Consider the following 15,849-nt stretch of genomic DNA (forward strand, 5'->3'; position numbering starts at 1 on the left):
CGTGAGACGTAAATTACTGCTCCTGCTGGAAACCGGACTGGTCCTGGCAGGACTGCTGTTGGGTGCGAGTGCCTGGAAACTGCACTCGGCCCTGGAACAACCGCTTAACCTGAGCCAGGAACAGTTGCTCGATGTTCCCGCCGGCTCGACGCCCACCGGCACCTTCAATCGTCTGCAAGCCGAGGGTGTGCTCGATGATGCCTTCTGGCTGCGCCTGTACTGGCGCTTCAATATGGCGGGCCAGCCTCTGCACAGCGGCGAGTACCGCATGACCCCAGGCATGACCGCCGAAGGCCTGATCGGCCTCTGGCAGCGCGGTGAGGTGGTGCAGTACAGCCTGACCCTGGTGGAAGGCTGGAATTTCCGCCAGGTACGCAGCGCCCTGGCCAAGAGCGAAAAATTGCAGCAGACCCTGACGGGGCTCAGCGACAGCCAGGTGATGGAAAAGCTCGGGCATCCCGGGGTTTTCCCTGAAGGGCGTTTCTTCCCTGACACCTATCGTTTCGTTCGGGGCATGACCGACGCCGAGCTCCTGGAAAAAGCCTACGACCGCCTGGACGATGTGCTGGCCAAGGAGTGGAGCAAGCGTGCCGACGATGCGCCTTACAGCGATCCTTATCAGGCGCTGATCATGGCCTCGCTGGTGGAGAAGGAAACCGGCGTACCCCAGGAGCGTGGGCAGATCGCAGGCGTGTTCGTGCGTCGCATGCAGATTGGCATGCTGCTGCAGACCGATCCTACGGTGATCTACGGCCTCGGTGAGCGTTACACCGGCAAGTTGACCCGGGCTCATCTCAAGGAAGCCACGCCCTATAACACCTACGTGATTGCCGGCCTGCCGCCGACGCCGATCGCCATGGTCGGACGCGAGGCGATCCACGCCGCCCTCAACCCGGTGCCCGGCAAGAGCCTGTATTTTGTCGCGCGGGGCGACGGCAGCCATGTGTTCTCCGATGACCTGGATGCCCACAACAGCGCGGTGCGCGAGTTTCAGCTCAAGCGTCGCGCCGACTACCGTTCCAGCCCGGCCCCAGCCGCCACGCCAGCGGTTCCCGAAGCGGCAGGTCCGGCACCGGAGACGCCTGCATCCCCTGGCCCGGAGACGGCTCCGGCAAGCGCCCCGCAAGCTGCGCCCGAGCCGGCTGCGACTCCGGCTCCTGCCGAGCCTGTGCCCGCGGCGAAAAGCCCGCAATGACATTGATTAAGGACTGCCCGTGACTGGCTTGTTTATTACCCTGGAAGGCCCGGAAGGCGCGGGCAAAAGCACCAATCGCGAGTACCTCGCCGAGCGCCTGCGCGCTGCGGGGATCGAGGTGCTGTTGACCCGTGAACCTGGTGGCACGCCGCTGGCCGAGCGGATTCGCGATGTACTGCTGACCCCGGTGGAAGAGGTCATGAATGCCGATACCGAGCTGTTGCTGGTGTTCGCCGCGCGTGCCCAGCACCTGGCAACGGTGATTCGCCCGGCCCTGGAGCGCGGTGCGGTGGTGCTGTGCGACCGTTTCACCGACTCCACCTACGCCTACCAGGGCGCGGGCCGCGGCCTGAGCCTTGCGCGCATTGCTGCGCTGGAGGATTTCGTCCAGGGCGAGTTGCGCCCCGACCTGACCCTGGTCTTCGACCTGCCGGTGGATGTCGGCCTGGCGCGAGCCAGTGCTCGTGGCCGGCTGGATCGCTTCGAGCAGGAAGGCCAGGCCTTCTTCCAGAAGGTTCGCGAAGCCTTCCTGGCCCGCGCCGCAGCGGCGCCGCAGCGTTATGTGCTGGTGGATGCGGCGCAGCCCCTGGCCCAGGTCCAGCAGTCCCTGGACAGCTTGTTGCCGCAATTGCTGGAGCGCGCCCGTGGCTGAAGTCTTCCCCTGGCAGGACAGCCTCTGGCAGCAATTGGCGGGGCGTACCCAGCATGCCCATGCCTACCTGTTGCATGGCCCAGCGGGTATCGGCAAGCGGGCCCTGGCCGAGCGGCTGATGGCGCGCTTGCTGTGCCAGCGCCCGGAAGGCCTGGGCGCCTGTGGTCAATGCAAGTCCTGCCTGTTGCTGCTGGCCGGCAGCCACCCGGACAACTACGTGCTGGAGCCGGAGGAAGCGGACAAGGCGATCAAGGTCGACCAGGTCCGCGAACTGGTGAGCTTCGTGGTCCAGACCGCCCAGTTGGGGGGGCGCAAGGTGGTGCTGATCGAGCCGGTAGAGTCGATGAATATCAACGCCGCCAACGCCCTGCTCAAGAGTCTCGAGGAGCCTTCCGGCAACACTGTGCTGTTGCTGGTAAGCCACCAGCCCAGCCGGTTGTTGCCCACGATCAAGAGCCGTTGCGTGCAGCAGGCCTGCCCGCTGCCCAGCGAGGCCATGAGCCTTGAGTGGCTGGCCCAGGCCCTGCCTGATTGCTCCGAGGAGGAGCGGGTGGAGCTCTTGACCCTGGCTGCCGGTTCGCCGCTGGCAGCGGTCAGCCTGCAGGCCCAGGGTGTTCGCGAGCAGCGGGCGCAAGTGGTGGAAGGGGTGAAGAAGCTGCTGAAACAGCAGCAGTCGCCCACGCAACTGGCCGAATCCTGGAGTGCCATTCCCTTGTTGCTGCTGTTCGACTGGTTCTGCGACTGGTCGAACCTGGTCCTGCGCTATCAACTGACCCAGGATGAGCAGGGACTGGGCCTGCAAGACATGCGCAAGGTGCTGCAATACCTGGCGCAGAAGTCCGCCCAGGCCAAGGTGCTGAACATCCAGGACTGGATCCTGGCCCAGCGCCAGAAGGTCCTGAGCAAGGCCAACCTCAACCGCGTGCTGTTGCTGGAAGCCTTGCTGGTGCAGTGGGCGGCCTTGCCTACCCAGAATTGACCCGCAGCGCCTAGACTCAGCGTTGTTTCCGCCCGGGCGCCACAACCCGGGCCTTTCATTGATCGGATGTAGTTGTAGCCTCCTATGCTCGTAGATTCCCATTGCCACCTTGACCGCCTCGATCTCGCCGCTCATGGCGGCTCCCTGGATGCTGCGCTGGCTGCCGCCCGCCAGCGGGGGGTAGGGCACTTCCTGTGCATCGGTGTCAGCGCCGACAACGCGGCGGACGTCAAGGCCCTGGCCGATCGTTATGACGATGTCGACTGCTCGGTGGGCGTGCATCCGCTGGATGTGCAGCCCGGCGCAGCGCCGGCCCTGGACTGGCTGCTGGATGAACTGAATCACCCCCGGGTAGTGGCCATTGGCGAGACTGGCCTGGACTATCACTACGAGCCGGAAGCCGCCGAGCTGCAGCAGGAATCCTTCCGCCTGCACCTGCAGGCCGCCCAGCAGACCGGCAAACCGGTGGTGGTGCACACCCGCGGCGCCCGCGCCGACACCCTGGCACTGCTGCGCGAGGCGGCATTGCCCAATGCCGGTGTGCTGCATTGCTTCACCGAAGACTGGGAAATGGCCAAGGCGGCCCTGGACCTGGGTTTCTATATTTCCCTCTCGGGGATTGTCACCTTCCGCAATGCCGATGCCCTGCGGGACGTGGCCCGACAGGTGCCGGCCGACCGCCTGCTGGTGGAGACCGATTCGCCTTACCTGGCGCCGATCCCCCATCGTGGCAAGCCCAACCTGCCGCAGTACGTGCGCGAGGTGGCGGAGTTCCTGGCGATGCTGCGGGGCGAAAGCTATGAAGCCTTTGCCCAGCAGACCACGGCCAACTTCAAGCGGCTGTTCCCCTTGGCGCGGGTCAAGGGCTGAGCCTGGGTCGCACGGTGCACTGGCGCTGAATTGCGGGCAAAAAAAACCCGGGTTCTGGGGGGTGAATCCGGGTTAAGACCATTAGGAGTAAAACTAAGGCACGCGGTCCTTCGGTACCTTGATCGGCGTTTCACTTGGGGGAGATGTCCCGCCGACAGTTGAAGTATTGATCACTATTGCATTCAGTCCAGTTGCCCCTGCTCGTTTTTTAAACAAATTTGGAATACGCGCGCTTCGCTTGAGTTCTCATTTGGGTTGCCTGTATCGCAGTTTTCGACTCGATCGCTGAATATCACCTGATTTTTAGCCGATAAGACTAAAAATAGCCGAACTTTCCTGAAAGTTGCCTACATAATCTGTTGCAGTTTGCTGTACCTGCCCGGCTGGCAGTTATCAACGCCATCGATACTTTCGGATTATTCTTCCGCTCTTCTAGGGCTTCTCTGATGCTGTGGGACGGCAGTTGCATTGGCCCCCGCTGAGCGACGAATCAGCCGGGCAATGATGGAATTGCGACTTATCGAGGCCTTTGCGTCGCACGCAGGGCGTGGGGCAATCCAGGGTGCTGGGTGCGGGAAAAACCAGACTTCGCGGTCTGATCCGGAGCTTGGCGGCTGTGGAAGTTTGCTATTTGAACCCTGGCCCGGCCCCGTATTCACGGGATTTCCCTGGCTTTTGGCGCCTGTCTGGAAGGTTCTGACGGGGCGGCTTTTGCGCCAGAAACACCAGCAACGATGGATGATCCGTGCATTTTGGCGCAAGTTAGGCATAATACGCGGCTTCGATTTTGACCCCGAACAGACCTTTTCTTATGCAGAAAGAACCTCGTAAGGTCCGTGAGTTTCGTCGCCGCGAGCAAGAAATTCTCGATACCGCGCTCAAGCTGTTCCTCGAACAAGGTGAAGACAGTGTCACCGTCGAGATGATTGCGGATGCCGTGGGTATCGGCAAAGGGACCATCTATAAGCATTTCAAGTCCAAGGCGGAGATCTACCTGCGCCTGATGCTCGACTACGAGCGCGACCTGAACGAGCTGCTGCACTCGGCCGACGTCGACAAGGACAAGGAAGCCCTGTCCCGGGCCTACTTCGAATTCCGCATGCGTGACCCGCAGCGCTATCGGTTGTTCGACCGCCTGGAAGAGAAGGTGGTCAAGGGCAACCAGGTGCCGGAGATGGTCGAGGAACTGCACAAGATCCGCGCGTCCAACTTCGAGCGCCTGACCCTGCTGATCAAGGGTCGCATCAGTGAAGGCAAGCTTGAAGACGTGCCGCCATACTTCCACTACTGTGCCTCGTGGGCGCTGGTGCATGGTGCGGTTGCGCTGTACCACTCGCCGTTCTGGAGCAATGTGCTGGAAGATCAGGAAGGCTTCTTCCAGTTCCTGATGGACATCGGTGTGCGCATGGGCAACAAGCGCAAGCGCGACCCCGACACCTCGAACAGCTAAGGCATTCAGCCGCTGTATTGCGCCATCGACAAACTGTATGGCGCAGTGTCCGAGGAATATACTCAGGCATGGGACTTGCCAAAACCTGATTTTTGGGTCAGGTTTTGCCCGGTTCTCCCTTCCTACGCCGGAGTCATCCATGATCGTTGATCGTCAAGGCAGGCGCTTTCGCAACTTGCGGATCAGTCTGACGTCTGCCTGCAACTACGCCTGTACCTACTGCGTGCCCAACGGCAAGCGGCTGGTGGCTGCCCAGGACGAGTTGTCGGCCGAGGCAATGGCTCGCGGCGTGGCGTACCTGATGGAAGCGGCGGGCATCGAGCGCTTGCGCATCACCGGTGGCGAACCCCTGGTCAGTCCCAAGCTGGAAGCCTTCATGGGCGCGGTGGGGCGCATGGGGCTGGACGACATCAGCCTGACCACCAATGGCCAATTGCTTGCGCGCAAGCTGCCGTTGCTGGTGGAGGCCGGTATCCGCCGGATCAACGTTTCCCTCGATACCCTGGATGCGACGGCTTTTCGCAGCATTGCCCGTGGCGGCGACCTGGCCACGGTGCTCGATGGCATGCAGCAAGCCCGCAGTGCCGGTTTGAAGATCAAGGTCAACATGGTGCCGTTGCGCGGGCAGAACCTGGATCAGGTGATGCCGTTGCTGGATTACTGCCTGGAACGGGGTTACGAGCTGCGTTTCATCGAGCTGATGCGCATGGGCCACCTGGCCAATGATGGCAACGCTTTCCTGCAGCAGTTTGTCAGCCTGCAACAGTTGCTGGACCTGATCGGCCAGCGCTACGAATACCTTCAGGCCGATGCGCCGGTGGATGCTACCGCGGTGCGCTACGCCATTCCCGGGCACGGTCATTTCGGCGTGATCGCCAACGAAAGCGTGCCGTTCTGCCGCACCTGCTCGCGTTTGCGGCTGTCCTCCACGGGCTGGCTGCACGGCTGCCTTTCTTCGAGCAATCGTCACTATGTCGGCGACCTGCTGGACAAGCCGCGCCATCAGGCTCTGCCGGCCTTGCAGCGGCTGCTGGTCAAGGCCTTGGGGGACAAGCAGGAGCTGGCCTTTTCCGGTGGTGCCACGGTGATGAAGATCATTGGCGGCTGAGGCGCTTTGCCGACGAATTCCCTTCCTTGGCGGAGCTGGCGCGGAAGCTGCATCCCGTGGCCATTCGCCGGTTTTCCGTCACCGGATTTTGGAGGGTAGGATGCGTAGCCTGGTTTTGCTGCTGGCCTTTTTGGCACTCGGCGGCTGCATGAATGTCAGTGATATGGGCGAAGGGGTGCGCTATCACCTGAGTGATGCGGGGGTGCTCGATCACAGTGATACACGCCGCACCAGCTCGTTCCGCATTCAGCCGGATTCGTTCATTTTCATTGCCCAGGGGCATTTCGTACCGCCGGGTGGCGCTTATCCGCGGCCCAACGTGGTAGCCGAGGAAGCCTTCAACGGCTTTGTCGAGTATTTCCCCATGGTGCGTCGGGCCAAGGCGCCCGAGGGCCTGAATGAAGCCATGGCCGAAGCCCGGGAAGCGGGGGCGCACTATCTGCTCTACGCCCGTTTCGCCAAGGCCGATGACCGTATCGGTAACTCTGACGAGTGGCTGGATCAGGAAGCCGTGGACCGCCTGGGGGTGGATACCAGTACCATCCAGATCATGTTGATCGAAACCAGTACCCAGTACCTGATCGATTCCGCGCGGATTCGCAGCCGTGGCGGTTTACTGACGTTCCACGACAACAAGCCACAGGATCTGCTTGGTCCGCCGTTGCAGCAATACGCGCGCGGCCTGCTGGGCCTGAGCGACTGATTGATTGAGGGAGGAGAGCGGTATGAGTGGTCCAGGCAAGGCCAACGACCTGTTGGCGCAGATTCCCAAGGCTGAAAAAGGCCTGCCGCCGGTCCACCTGTGGAACCCCGACTTCTGCGGCGATATCGACATGCGCATCGCCCGCGACGGCACCTGGTATTACCTGGGTACGCCGATCGGCCGCAAACCCATGGTCAAGCTGTTCTCCACCATCATTCGCCGCGATGGCGATGACTATTTCCTCATCACTCCGGTGGAGAAGGTCGGCATCAAGGTCGATGACGCACCCTTCGTCGCCGTGACCCTGGAGGTCGAAGGGCAGGGCGAGGCTCAGGTGCTGCGCTTTTCTACCAACGTCGAGGAGCAGGTGGTCGCCAATGACGAGCACCCGCTGCGGGTGGTGATCGACTCCCTGACCCAGGAACCGGCGCCTTACATCCTGGTTCGACACAATCTTGAAGCGCTGATCCATCGCAACGTCTTCTACCAACTGGTGGAGCTGGCGCAGACCCGCCAGATCGACGGCCAGAATTGGCTGGGGGTGTGGAGTTGCGGGGTGTTCTTTCCCATTGGTCTTGAACCCTGACGGGCGTTTCAGACGGCTGTAAGAAGATATTTCTTGCTCTGGCTCGGGCCTTTCATGTATCAAGCCGGACATGATCAAACATGTCCGATTCGATAAGAAAACAAGGGTGGTCGACGAGTTGATCCGGCGTATTGAAAGCGGCCTGTTGGAGGACGGCTTTCAACTGCCGGGCGAGCATCAGTTGGCCGAAGAATTCGGTGTCAGCCGTGGCACCTTGCGCGAGGCCCTGGCCGAGCTCAAGCGGCGCAACTACATCGCCACGCAAAGCGGCGTAGGCTCCATCGTCACCTTCGACGGTGTTGCCCTGGATCAGCATCATGGCTGGGCCCAGGCCCTGGCCGACAGCGGTGCGCTGGTCAACACCGAGGTGCTGCGCCTGGAGGCGATCCAGCGCCCGGACCTCAAGCATCGCCTGGGCACCGACCAGTTCATCGCCCTCGATCGCCGGCGCCGCAGCACCGATGGCCGGGTGCTGTCCTTGGAGCGCTCTCTGATCCCGGCTTCCGGCGAGCTGGAAGGCCTGCCTCGGGTCGGCCTGATCGATGATTCCCTGACCATTACCCTGGCCGCCTACGGCTATATCGGTGAGCGCGGCGATCAGTGGATCGGCGCCGAGCCCTTGAATGCTGAAGATGCCCAATTGCTCGGACGTGCTCCGGGCGAAGTCTTCCTCAAGGCCCTGCGTACCACCTACGACCGCCAGGGGCGCTTTATGGAGCAGGTCGAAAGCCTGCTGGACCCGCAGCATTTTCGCATGCACCTGCAGTTCGGAGAGCCGCGGTGAATGCATTGCAGCGCGCCCTGGGCGCCTTCTACGGGCTAGCCCTGGGCGATGCGCTGGGCATGCCGACCCAATCCTTGAGCCGGGAACAGATCCAGCAGCGCTTCGGCGTCATCCGCGCCCTGGAGGACGCCGGCCCGGACCAGCCGATTGCCGCGAACATGCCCCGGGGCTCCGTTACCGACGATACTGAGCAGGCGATCCTGGTGGCTCGCCTGTTGGTCCGGGGGCAAGGCCGGATCGCTCCGGCGGCCCTGGCCCAGAGCCTGATCGAGTGGGAGGCGCAGATGCAGGCCAAGGGTTCCCAGGATCTGCTGGGACCTTCCACCAAACGCGCCATTGAAATGATCCTCGCCGGGGAGTCCGTGGAGGAGGCGGGCCGCTATGGCACCACCAATGGCGCTGCCATGCGCATCACGCCGGTGGGCATCGCCGCCGATGTGGCTCGGCCCGAGACCTTTCTGCAGGCAGTGGTCGAGGCCTGCCAGGTGACGCACAACACCAGCCTGGGGATTGCCAGCGCGGCGGCGGTGGCGGCGGTGGTGTCCGCCGGAATCAACGGCCTGCCTCTGGCCGAAGCCTTGGCACTTGGTGTGCAGGTCGCCCGCCAGGCCCAGGCCCAGGGGCACTGGGTAGCGGGTGCCACCATCGGTGCTTGCTTGGACTGGACCAGCACCCTGCGTGTCGACGGCGACCGGGAAGGTTTTGCGCGGATGCTCTACGAGCTGATCGGCACCTCGGTGGCTTCCCAGGAGTCGGTGGTGGTGAGTTTCGCCCTGGCCCGACAAGTGGCCCTGGGGCAATTGCCGGCCTTCGAGGCACTGTGCATGGCCGCGGGCCTTGGGGGCGACACCGACACTATCGCGGCGATTCTCGGTGCCATGCTCGGCGCTTGCCTGGGGATGGAGATCTGGCCTGGCGAACTGATCGAGCAGGTGCGAAAGGTCAATGAGCTGGACCTGCAGCCTCTGGTGGAACAGCTGCTGGCGCTGCGTTGAGCCGCCTTTAAGGTACAGGCCGCGGTGTGCGGCCATGTTGCCGATCGCTATGGAAAGCTATGACACGGCCAGGAATGCCGGGATGTTCTGTGACTTCCGAAATTGCCCAATACCCCTAACAACGGCAACAGGAGTTTTATCATGAGTTCATCCACGGCCGGATCAGGCGCCGGGCAACTGGAGACCCGCGGTATCGAGCCGGTTCCCGAGGCAGAGTGCGACGGGCACCCGCTGCAGCTGTTCTGGGTCTGGTTCGCGGCCAACATCAGTATTCTCGGCCTGCCCCTGGGGGCGACTCTGGTGGCGTTTCGCGGTTTGTCGATCTGGCAGGTGCTGCTGGTGGCCATCCTGGGGTCGGTGGGGTCTTTCGCCGTGGTCGGCCTGATCTCGGTAGCCGGCCGGCGCGGGCGGGCGCCGAGCCTGACCCTGTCCCGGGCAATCTTCGGGGTGCGGGGCAATATCGGCCCGACCCTGGTGTCGATGCTGTCACGGGTTGGCTGGGAGACGGTCAATACCACCACGGCGGCCTTTGTCCTGCTGTCCCTGAGCTCGATCCTGTTCCAGACCCCGGCCTCGGCTAAGGATGCGCCGCTGCTGACCCTGCTGTTCATCGGCATCTTCGTGCTGATGACCCTGAGCGTCTCCGGCCTGGGCCACGCCACCTTGCTGGTCATCCAGAAGTGGGCCACCTACGGCTTTGGTGCCCTGAACGTGCTGGTGGGCGGTTTCCTCTGCGCCACCATCGACTGGGCGGCGGTCTTCAATGCCGCGCCGGCCCCCATGAGCGCGATGATCATCGGCGTCGGCACCATGGCCGCCGGGACCGGGATTGGCTGGGCCAGTTCCGGGGCCGATATGTCGCGTTATCAGCACCGTTCGGTAACGGCCGGGCGCCTGGTGGCTTCGGCGGCGTTTGGCGCCGGCATTCCGCTGGTGTTGCTGATTACCCTGGGCGGGTTGCTGTCGGTGGGCAACGACCACCTGGCCTCGGCAGTGGACCCGATCATCGCGATCCGCGACATGCTGCCGACCTGGATGGCGGTGCCCTACCTGGTCGCGGCCTTTGGCGGCCTGCTGCTGTCCAACAACCTCTCTGTGTATTCCGCCGGCCTCACCGCGCTGACCCTGGGCCTCAAGGTCAAGCGGGTCTATGCGGTGCTGGTGGATATCGTGGCGATCTTCCTCGGCTCGATCTATTTCATGCTGATTGCCGACAGCTTCTATGGCCCTTTCATCAGCTTCATCTCCCTGCTGGCGGTGCCGATCACCGCCTGGGTAGGAATCTTCGTGGTGGACCTGATCCATCGTCATCACTACAGCGCCGATGATCTGCTCAACGTCGGCCCGAGCAGCGCCTACTGGTACCGGGGCGGCATCGAATGGCGAGCCTTTGGCGCCTGGGTGCTGGCGATTGTGCTGGGCTTCGGTTTCACCACCATCGGCACCACTGCCGAAGACGTCTGGTTCACCGGGCCCCTGGCAGATTCCTGGCTGGGGCATAACGGCCTGGGCTGGATCGTCACCTTCCTGGTGGCCGGCGGCGGTTACGCTCTACTGGGCGGTGCCCGGGACCGGCGCGCGGCCTTTGTCGAGAACGCCAATGCCTAGGTTGCTGCACACCGGCCAGGTGATAGTCGACCTGGTGATGGCGGTAGAGCGCCTGCCGGCCTCCGGAGGCGATGTGCTCGCGCAATCTGCGGGCTTCGAGGCCGGTGGCGGCTTCAACGTGATGGCCGCCGCGGCGCGCAACGGGTTGCCGGTGGTCTACCTCGGGCGCCACGGGCAGGGGCGCTTTGGCGACCTGGCGCGGGCGGCGATGCAGGGCGAAGGCATACAGATGAGCCTGGAGCCCGGCAGGGGGGCTGATACCGGTCTGTGCGTGGCCCTGACCGAAGCCTCTGCTGAACGCACCTTCATTTCCCATATCGGCGCCGAGGGCGAATTGTCGGCCGAGGATCTGGCCCGGGTCCGGGTGGAGGCGGGGGATTACCTCTATGTCAGCGGCTACAGCCTGTTGCAGGAGTGCAAGGCACGGGCCCTGTTGGACTGGTTGCTGGCGCTGCCTCGTTCGATCCCATTGATGTTCGACCCGGGGCCGTTGGCCGGTTCGGCAGATTCACCCTTGATGGCGGCGCTGTTGCCGCGGATCGACATCTGGAGCAGCAACCGCGCCGAGGCATTGCAATTGACCGGTACTTCGCAGATTGCCCAGGCGCTGGCGCAGCTCGAAAGCTGGTTGTCACCTGCGGCGTTGCTGGTGCTGCGTGATGGCCCCCGCGGCTGTTGGGTCAGCCGCCAGGGGCAGGCGGTGCAGGTGCCGGGGTTCAAGGTGGAGGCGGTGGACAGCAACGGTGCCGGTGATGCCCACGCCGGGGTCTTGGTCGCCGGGCTCGCAGCGGGCCTTGAGCCGCTGATGGCGGCTCGTAGGGCCAACGCCGCGGCGGCGATTGCCGTCACCCGGCGTGGCCCGGCCACCGCTCCGGGCAGTGCCGAAGTGGATGCCTTGCTGGCGCGCGGCTGAGTCAGCGGCGAGCAACTGGCCGCCGGTCAGCCGGCCTTGCTCAGGGCTTCGATCAGCTCCTGCTTGCGCATGCGCGAGCGTCCCGGAATCTTCTTCGCCCGAGCTTCGCGCATCAGGCTGACCTTGCTCTGGGTGCCCAGGGACGCCGCGCTGTTGCGGGCATGCCCGTGGCGCGTAGCCACCGCGCGTCGGGCCGACTCGCTGCGGGCCCGGGCCTTGTCTGCCGGGCTTTTGTCCCGACCGGAGCCGCCCGCCCGTTCACCGCCGCCGGACTGCTTGTTCACCGTGGCCCAGGCCCGTGCTTCGGCCTGCTCCGGCGAGAGCCCGCGTTCTTCGTAGCTGGCTTCGATGGCCGCGGCCTTGCGGCGCTGGGCCAGGGTGTATTTGGCTTTGCTTCCTCGAGTCATGACATCTCTCCTCAAGGCCCTGGCGCACAGGGCCTGCTGGATTGAACCGGCGGTTACTGGCTGCTGCCTTCAGAACCTGAGCCGCCGGTGGTGGTTTTCGAGCCGGTACCGGTCTTGCCACTGTCGGGTGTGCTGGAGTCCATGGTGCCGACACCGCCCTGGCGGCCGTTGTCGTTGCCCTGAATGCGCGGGTCGGTCCCGGTCGCCGGTGGCAATGAGCCTTCGTCCATGGCCGGTGGGTTGATGTTGATCTTCGGCGTGCCCTGGGTGGCCGGGGATTTCGGGCCTTCAACCGGGTTGGTCGGGCCGGTGGCGCCGGCCAGGGCAGCAGTGGACAGCAGTCCGGCCAGGGCCAGGGCGCAGAGTTGGACCTTGATCATGGTGTCGCCTCCATTCGTTAGAGTCGTTACCTGATATTGGTCCGCTGCCGGGGCCGGTTGGTGCCTGATGATCGACGAACGGTGTTATGCACCGGCTGCCATACGCCAGTGGCCCAGGCGCCGCCAGCCCAGGCGGCCAAGGCTGATCAGCCAGTTCAGCAACGCCACGCCGAGCACCGTGAACAGCAGCGCCTGGATGCCGGCTTCGACGATGATCCGCCCGGCCAGCCAGGGAAAACCGAAGACTCCGATGAAGTACGACAGGCTGAACAGCAGCAACGCCTGGGAGGTGCAGCCGGCTGGTGCTTCGTTGGCCGCCAGGCCATTGATCACCGAGTAGGTCAGGCCATAGCCCACCCCCAGGGTCACGGCAGCCAGCAGGTAGCTGGCGCTGCTGTCGACAGCAAATAAAAAGAGCAGGATCGACACCAGCATCAGCCCCGAGAGGAGGCAGGCAGCACGATAGGGATCGCGCTTGACCACGATCCCGGCGATCAGCAGGCGGCTGGCGATGGCGGCGCTCATGAAGCCGAGGAAGAACAGCGAGTAGTCGACGCCGCGGGAGGGGCCGTAGCTGGTCTGGAAGCTCGACAGGCCGCCGAATACGCAACCTCCCAGGCCCACCATGAGAATCGGCCAGACGGCGCGGGAGGACAGCACCTGCGCGGTGCCAGCCCAGGTGATGCTAGCCGCCGCGGTGCCCAGGTGGTTGGCCTGCTGGCGCAGCCGGCCGCCCAGCCGCCAGAAGATCAGCACACCCAGCAGGCTGGCACCGGCGGCGATCAGAAAGGCGCTGGTCAGTGGGTAGCCCAGGGCACTGGCCAGGCGCCCCAGCAAGGGGCCGGAGCCGATGCCGGTCATCATGCTGCCCGACAGCAATGCGAAGTAGCGGGCCCGTTGCGCAGGCTCCACCAGCATCGCCACGATGATCGGCCCCAGGGTATAGAACACCCCCCAGCCCAGGCCCAGGGTCAGGCCGAAGAACAGCAGGCCGGGGCCGACCCCCGGGGTCAGGGCAAAGCCCAGGCTGGCCACCGCCAGTAGGCAGCCGAACACTGCCACCGAGCGCGCGGCGCCGAGGCGGTCCGAGAGGTGCCCGGAGCCGATCACCGCAACAAAGGTGCTGAGCATGGCTGTGGAAATCACCGTGCCGGCATCGTGTTCATTGCCGCCACGGCTGCCGATCAGCAGCGACAGGAGAAAGGTCGAGCCGTAGGACAGCGACAGCAGGTAGCTGCCCAGGCAGAACAGGCCGAATAACGGGGCCGAGACCCGGGACTGCTGCGGGGTGCACGCCGACATGAAAGTGCCTCTTTATGCTTGAAGTCATGTCGGGCTTTCTAACATGGCGCCTCCTGGTGTTTGTTGTGTTCCTGCAGGCCTCAGGGTTAGTCGGCAGCGGAGTAAGTGCCGTGCGCAAGGAGCTGGGCCGGGGGGCTTGGCATAAATGGTCGTGCATGTATTTCTGCTGCCGTTCTAATATGGCCGCCTGATTCCAACAAGAGAGCCGTCGATGACCGTAGAAATCCGTCCTGCACTGCCCAGCGATGCCCCGCAGATTCTTGCGTTCATCACCGAACTTGCCGATTACGAGCGGGCCCGCCATGAAGTGATCGCCGGCGTCGCCGATATCGAACGCAGCCTGTTCAGCGAGGGGGCCACGGCCCATGGCCTGATCTGCCTGCGCGAAGGCGTGCCGATCGGCTTTGCGGTGTTCTTCTTCAGTTATTCCACTTGGCTGGGCAGCAACTGCCTGTACCTGGAGGACCTTTACATCACTCCGGAACAACGGGGCGGCGGGGCGGGCAAGCAACTGCTGCGGCATCTGGCGCAGATCGCCTGTGACAATGATTGCGGGCGCTTCGAATGGAGCGTGCTGGAGTGGAACGAGCCGGCGATCCAGTTCTACAAGTCCCTGGGCGCCCAGCCTCAGGAGGAATGGGTCAAGTACCGCATGGATGGCGAAGTGCTGCGCGCCTTTGCTCGCGGCTGACCTCCGCTGGCTCGTGGAGGAGCCGGCGTGCCGGCGAAGGCGCACGCCATCGGCGCCCCCGGCGACCAGCCATGCTTTGACGGTGTCGAGAATCAGCCTTTCAAGGTCGCCATGTCGATCACGAAGCGGTACTTCACATCACCCTTGATCATGCGCTCGTAGGCTTGATTGATCTGGCGGATGTCGAGCATTTCGATATCGCAGGTGATGCCGTGCTCGGCGCAGAAGTCCAGCACTTCCTGGGTCTCGGCAATGCCGCCGATCAGCGAGCCGGCCAGCACCCGGCGGCTCATCACCAGCTTGCCGGCGTGCAGCGCCGGGTCCACCGGTTCGATCAGGCCCACCAGGATATGCACGCCATCGAAGCGCAGGGTGTCGAGGTAGGGGTTGAGGTCGTGGGGCACCGGGATGGTGTCCAGGAGAAAGTCGAAGTGCCCGGCCACCGACTGCATCTGCGCCGCGTCGGTGGATACGATCACATGGTCGGCACCCTGGCGGCGGGCTTCTTCGGCCTTGCTCGCGGAGCGGGTGAACAGGGTCACTTCGGCGCCCAGGGCCTTGGCGAACTTGATGCCCATGTGGCCCAGGCCGCCCATGCCGAGAATCCCTACCTTGTCACCGGGCTTGACCCCGTAATGCTTGAGTGGCGAGTAGGTGGTAATGCCGGCGCAGAGGATTGGCGCGGCGCTGGCCAAGTCGAGTTTCTCCGGAATGCGCACCACAAAGTGCTCGCTGACCACGATGCTGTCGGAGTAGCCGCCCATGGTGTTGCTGCCATCGACCCGGTCCGGGGTGGCGTAGGTCATGGTCGGGCCTTGCAGGCAGTATTGCTCCAGGTCGGCGGCGCAGGCCTCGCAGTGGCGGCAGGAATCCACCATGCAACCGACGCCCACCAGGTCGCCGACCTTGTGCTTGCTGACGTTGGCGCCGACGGCTGTGACCTTGCCGACGATCTCGTGGCCCGGCATCAGCGGGTACACGGCGATGCCCCACTCGTTGCGGGCCTGGTGGATATCGGAGTGGCAGACGCCGCAGTAGAGGATCTCGATGGCGACGTCGTCCGCACGCGGACTGCGGCGCTCGAAGCTCATGGGGGCGAGGGGAGTGGTGGCCGATTGGGCGGCATAACCGATGGCGGTGTACATGGTGGACCTCGCAAAAGCATTGACAATTGAGGCGTGGCATTCTCGGCGTCGGGCCCTGGGCCAACCATGGCGATTCCTCGG

At 64.0% G+C, this 15,849-nt stretch carries 17 protein-coding genes; 13 read left to right on the plus strand and 4 right to left on the minus strand.

What is annotated here, in order from left to right:
* Position 1: 1 nt before the first annotated feature.
* From mltG to A9971_RS01505, 12 genes are all read left to right on the plus strand, one after another.
* A complete protein-coding gene (mltG, locus tag A9971_RS01450) occupies positions 2-1,195 on the plus strand; it encodes an endolytic transglycosylase MltG (RefSeq protein WP_183000745.1) in 1,194 nt (397 codons plus the stop codon).
* 19 nt (positions 1,196-1,214) lie between these two features.
* A complete protein-coding gene (gene tmk / locus A9971_RS01455; protein ID WP_011060122.1) occupies positions 1,215-1,847 on the plus strand; it encodes a dTMP kinase in 633 nt (210 codons plus the stop codon).
* Positions 1,840-2,826 (plus strand): DNA polymerase III subunit delta', encoded by a 987-nt coding sequence (locus tag A9971_RS01460; RefSeq protein ID WP_183000746.1) that lies wholly within the window; start codon positions 1,840-1,842, stop codon positions 2,824-2,826. Before tmk ends, A9971_RS01460 begins: the two co-directional genes overlap by 8 nt.
* A gap of 84 nt (positions 2,827-2,910) precedes the next feature.
* Positions 2,911-3,696 (plus strand): TatD family hydrolase, encoded by a 786-nt coding sequence (locus tag A9971_RS01465; protein WP_183000747.1) that lies wholly within the window; start codon positions 2,911-2,913, stop codon positions 3,694-3,696.
* Positions 3,697-4,507: 811 nt separating this feature from the next.
* Positions 4,508-5,146 carry a TetR/AcrR family transcriptional regulator gene (locus A9971_RS01470; protein WP_011060125.1) on the plus strand — a complete coding sequence of 213 codons (639 nt, stop codon included), beginning with the start codon at positions 4,508-4,510 and terminating at the stop codon, positions 5,144-5,146.
* Between the two features lie 139 nt (positions 5,147-5,285).
* Positions 5,286-6,254, plus strand: coding sequence for a GTP 3',8-cyclase MoaA (locus A9971_RS01475; protein ID WP_011060126.1), 969 nt, complete (start codon positions 5,286-5,288; stop codon positions 6,252-6,254).
* A gap of 100 nt (positions 6,255-6,354) precedes the next feature.
* Complete coding sequence (locus A9971_RS01480) at positions 6,355-6,957, plus strand: DUF4823 domain-containing protein (protein WP_011060127.1); 603 nt, start codon at positions 6,355-6,357, stop codon at positions 6,955-6,957.
* 22 nt (positions 6,958-6,979) lie between these two features.
* Complete coding sequence (locus tag A9971_RS01485; protein ID WP_123473759.1) at positions 6,980-7,543, plus strand: DUF1285 domain-containing protein; 564 nt, start codon at positions 6,980-6,982, stop codon at positions 7,541-7,543.
* 70 nt (positions 7,544-7,613) lie between these two features.
* The gene (locus tag A9971_RS01490; protein ID WP_011060129.1) at positions 7,614-8,327 is read left to right on the plus strand and encodes a GntR family transcriptional regulator; all 714 of its coding nucleotides are present in this window, start codon (positions 7,614-7,616) and stop codon (positions 8,325-8,327) included.
* A complete protein-coding gene (locus tag A9971_RS01495) occupies positions 8,324-9,322 on the plus strand; it encodes an ADP-ribosylglycohydrolase family protein (RefSeq protein WP_183000748.1) in 999 nt (332 codons plus the stop codon). The genes A9971_RS01490 and A9971_RS01495 overlap by 4 nt, the downstream gene beginning before the upstream one ends.
* A gap of 141 nt (positions 9,323-9,463) precedes the next feature.
* Entirely contained in the window at positions 9,464-10,930 is a 1,467-nt protein-coding gene (locus A9971_RS01500; protein ID WP_019094644.1) for a cytosine permease, read from the plus strand.
* Positions 10,923-11,843 carry a PfkB family carbohydrate kinase gene (locus A9971_RS01505; protein WP_015634716.1) on the plus strand — a complete coding sequence of 307 codons (921 nt, stop codon included), beginning with the start codon at positions 10,923-10,925 and terminating at the stop codon, positions 11,841-11,843. Before A9971_RS01500 ends, A9971_RS01505 begins: the two co-directional genes overlap by 8 nt.
* A 26-nt stretch (positions 11,844-11,869) precedes the next feature.
* Here A9971_RS01505 and A9971_RS01510 read toward each other — a convergent pair whose 3' ends face one another.
* The 3 genes from A9971_RS01510 to A9971_RS01520 all read right to left on the minus strand — a co-directional run bounded on the left by A9971_RS01510 (position 11,870) and on the right by A9971_RS01520 (position 13,932).
* Positions 11,870-12,250 carry a Rho termination factor N-terminal domain-containing protein gene (locus tag A9971_RS01510; RefSeq protein WP_015634717.1) on the minus strand — a complete coding sequence of 127 codons (381 nt, stop codon included), beginning with the start codon at positions 12,248-12,250 and terminating at the stop codon, positions 11,870-11,872.
* Between the two features lie 53 nt (positions 12,251-12,303).
* Positions 12,304-12,630, minus strand: a complete 327-nt coding sequence (locus A9971_RS01515; RefSeq protein ID WP_011060134.1) for a hypothetical protein — start codon at positions 12,628-12,630, stop codon at positions 12,304-12,306.
* Between the two features lie 84 nt (positions 12,631-12,714).
* Positions 12,715-13,932 carry an MFS transporter gene (locus A9971_RS01520; protein WP_015634718.1) on the minus strand — a complete coding sequence of 406 codons (1,218 nt, stop codon included), beginning with the start codon at positions 13,930-13,932 and terminating at the stop codon, positions 12,715-12,717.
* A gap of 211 nt (positions 13,933-14,143) precedes the next feature.
* Here A9971_RS01520 and A9971_RS01525 point away from each other — a divergent pair, with 211 nt between their 5' ends.
* Positions 14,144-14,623, plus strand: a complete 480-nt coding sequence (locus A9971_RS01525; protein ID WP_053157030.1) for a GNAT family N-acetyltransferase — start codon at positions 14,144-14,146, stop codon at positions 14,621-14,623.
* A 92-nt stretch (positions 14,624-14,715) separates the two neighbouring features.
* Here the strand turns inward: A9971_RS01525 and A9971_RS01530 are convergent, their stop codons facing one another.
* Complete coding sequence (locus A9971_RS01530; RefSeq protein ID WP_053157034.1) at positions 14,716-15,768, minus strand: NAD(P)-dependent alcohol dehydrogenase; 1,053 nt, start codon at positions 15,766-15,768, stop codon at positions 14,716-14,718.
* Positions 15,769-15,849: the final 81 nt, after the last annotated feature.

Origin of the sequence: Pseudomonas sp. UME65, assembly GCF_014170225.1 — a bacterium.
GTDB classification, from domain to species: domain Bacteria; phylum Pseudomonadota; class Gammaproteobacteria; order Pseudomonadales; family Pseudomonadaceae; genus Aquipseudomonas; species Aquipseudomonas protegens.

What these genes read in the sequence shown, in the direction of transcription:
- A9971_RS01465 (WP_183000747.1), top strand. Translation starts at nt 2,911, where the DNA reads ATGCTCGTAGATTCCCATTGCCACCTTGACCGCCTCGATCTCGCCGCT.
- A9971_RS01470 (WP_011060125.1), top strand. Translation starts at nt 4,508, where the DNA reads ATGCAGAAAGAACCTCGTAAGGTCCGTGAGTTTCGTCGCCGCGAGCAA.
- A9971_RS01475 (WP_011060126.1), top strand. Translation starts at nt 5,286, where the DNA reads ATGATCGTTGATCGTCAAGGCAGGCGCTTTCGCAACTTGCGGATCAGT.
- A9971_RS01480 (WP_011060127.1), top strand. Translation starts at nt 6,355, where the DNA reads ATGCGTAGCCTGGTTTTGCTGCTGGCCTTTTTGGCACTCGGCGGCTGC.
- A9971_RS01485 (WP_123473759.1), top strand. Translation starts at nt 6,980, where the DNA reads ATGAGTGGTCCAGGCAAGGCCAACGACCTGTTGGCGCAGATTCCCAAG.
- A9971_RS01490 (WP_011060129.1), top strand. Translation starts at nt 7,614, where the DNA reads ATGATCAAACATGTCCGATTCGATAAGAAAACAAGGGTGGTCGACGAG.
- A9971_RS01500 (WP_019094644.1), top strand. Translation starts at nt 9,464, where the DNA reads ATGAGTTCATCCACGGCCGGATCAGGCGCCGGGCAACTGGAGACCCGC.
- A9971_RS01505 (WP_015634716.1), top strand. Translation starts at nt 10,923, where the DNA reads ATGCCTAGGTTGCTGCACACCGGCCAGGTGATAGTCGACCTGGTGATG.
- A9971_RS01510 (WP_015634717.1), bottom strand. Translation starts at nt 12,250, where the DNA reads ATGACTCGAGGAAGCAAAGCCAAATACACCCTGGCCCAGCGCCGCAAG.
- A9971_RS01515 (WP_011060134.1), bottom strand. Translation starts at nt 12,630, where the DNA reads ATGATCAAGGTCCAACTCTGCGCCCTGGCCCTGGCCGGACTGCTGTCC.
- A9971_RS01520 (WP_015634718.1), bottom strand. Translation starts at nt 13,932, where the DNA reads ATGTCGGCGTGCACCCCGCAGCAGTCCCGGGTCTCGGCCCCGTTATTC.
- A9971_RS01525 (WP_053157030.1), top strand. Translation starts at nt 14,144, where the DNA reads ATGACCGTAGAAATCCGTCCTGCACTGCCCAGCGATGCCCCGCAGATT.
- A9971_RS01530 (WP_053157034.1), bottom strand. Translation starts at nt 15,768, where the DNA reads ATGTACACCGCCATCGGTTATGCCGCCCAATCGGCCACCACTCCCCTC.